General features: G+C 61.8%; 2 protein-coding genes. One reads left to right on the forward strand and one right to left on the reverse strand.

The window, feature by feature from the left end; genetic code table 11:
* Positions 1-729 precede the first annotated feature (729 nt).
* Entirely contained in the window at positions 730-963 is a 234-nt protein-coding gene (locus VN004_RS08375; RefSeq protein ID WP_325608880.1) for a hypothetical protein, read from the forward strand.
* Between the two features lie 86 nt (positions 964-1,049).
* On the opposite strand, the gene VN004_RS08380 is transcribed toward VN004_RS08375, so the two are convergent.
* The coding region (locus VN004_RS08380; protein WP_325608881.1) for a sensor histidine kinase at positions 1,050-1,625 on the reverse strand (576 nt) is incomplete at its 5' end.

Below are 1,625 nucleotides of genomic sequence, written 5' to 3' on the forward strand. Positions count from 1 at the left end.
GACCGACGCATCGGTTGTCCCCTGTCCTCAGATGCCCGGTCCCGCCTCGGCCACCGCCAGCGGCCCCTTCTCGACAGCCGCCGGGCGCTGCGGAACGGCAACGAAGGTGCGACGCCGGCGGCGGCGCCGCGGCCTCATCTCCGCCGTCGGGATCAACGACGGACACGCGAGACAGCAGTACTCGTCGGCATCGGCTGAATAGTGAGCGCCTATGTCAGAGGGCTTGTAGGGGCAGGAAGCGCACAGCTTGACTTTCATCGCCAGCACCTGGGTTCGCGTGAATACCTAATTGCGACCGACACACCTTGCGAGGCCGCGTTCACGAACTTGCGAAGATCGACGCCATTGTTCGCGACGGGAGAATGCTATGGCATGCAAGCAGAACAACCGCGCCGACATGAGTTTTCACGGATCGCCGATAAGTCTTAGAGACTCATACGAAGGTATGTCTTGCGGACGAAGGTGCGCCGGCGGCGCGTGGACCGTTCGAGCGAAAGCCTGCAAACCGGCATGTGGAAGCGCGCGCAATCCAAACGACCTAGGCGTCGGAGTGGCGCACGGTGAACGGCAAGATCGTCGTCGGAAAGCGAGACGAACGGAGGCGCTCGTACAAACCTATGTTTGCACACTCCATCACTCCGCATAATGGCTTCGGGACGGAGCGCATTCTACGTATTGGTCACGGTCCGGGCTGAGCCGAACCGCCGAATTCAAAAAGGACTTACGACAATGACCAACACCAAGATTGCTCTCGCCGCGCTGCTCGCCCTCGGCTTTGCCAACGCCGCCTTTGCTTCGGACTCGGGGCTCGACGAATTCGGCCAGATGCCGCAGGCGATCCAGCCGCAGCAGACCAGCGGCCTCAACGCTTATGCTTATGCGCCCGCCAAGACGCTGGGTATCTCGAAGATCGAACAGCGCGAGTTCAATCGCGTGCCGTTCGCGGAAGTGTCGAGCCACTAATTGGGCCTCGACCATCGGTCCGTCCGGAGGCTCCCCCCTCAGCCCTCCGGACGGCCGATGCCGTTCTCTCGGCACGCCAAGGCCGTTCAGAGCCGATCCTGCAGCGGCAGAGTGATGCGAAATCTGGCTCCATCGCTGAACGACATGTCCGCCTCGATGGTGCCGCCGTGAGAGGCGACGATCGAACGGCACAGCGTCAGCCCTATGCCCATGCCACCCGGTTTCGTCGTCTCAAAAGCGGCAAACAGCCTGTCGACCTGCTCGGGCGGAATCCCGGGTCCGGTGTCTTCGACCACGATTTCGACACCGTCGCCCTGCCGCGCTGTTGTGACCGTGATGCAGCGAAGCTGACACTGGCTGTCGGCAATGGCCTGCGCGCTGTTCCTGATCAAGTTGTGCATCACTTGCTGCAATTGCACTTCATCGCCGAACAGGACCGGCAATCCTTCCTCGAGATTGAGCATCAACTCGACCTGCCGGGACTGCAAATCGTGTTTGACGAACATGGCGGTATCGGCAATCGCGGCGTTGATGTCGACGCTGGTAAACTCGGCCGCCTCGTTAACCGCCATTCTGTGAATGCGCTGGATGATCGCGCCCGCCCGGTCCGATGCTCTGCTGATGCTTTCCAGGCCTTTCAGAGCCCGGTCGACGGCAGGCGG

Source organism: Pseudorhodoplanes sp. (genome assembly GCF_035565855.1).
Classification (GTDB): domain Bacteria; phylum Pseudomonadota; class Alphaproteobacteria; order Rhizobiales; family Xanthobacteraceae; genus Pseudorhodoplanes.

What these genes read in the sequence shown, in the direction of transcription:
- VN004_RS08375 (WP_325608880.1), top strand. Translation starts at nt 730, where the DNA reads ATGACCAACACCAAGATTGCTCTCGCCGCGCTGCTCGCCCTCGGCTTT.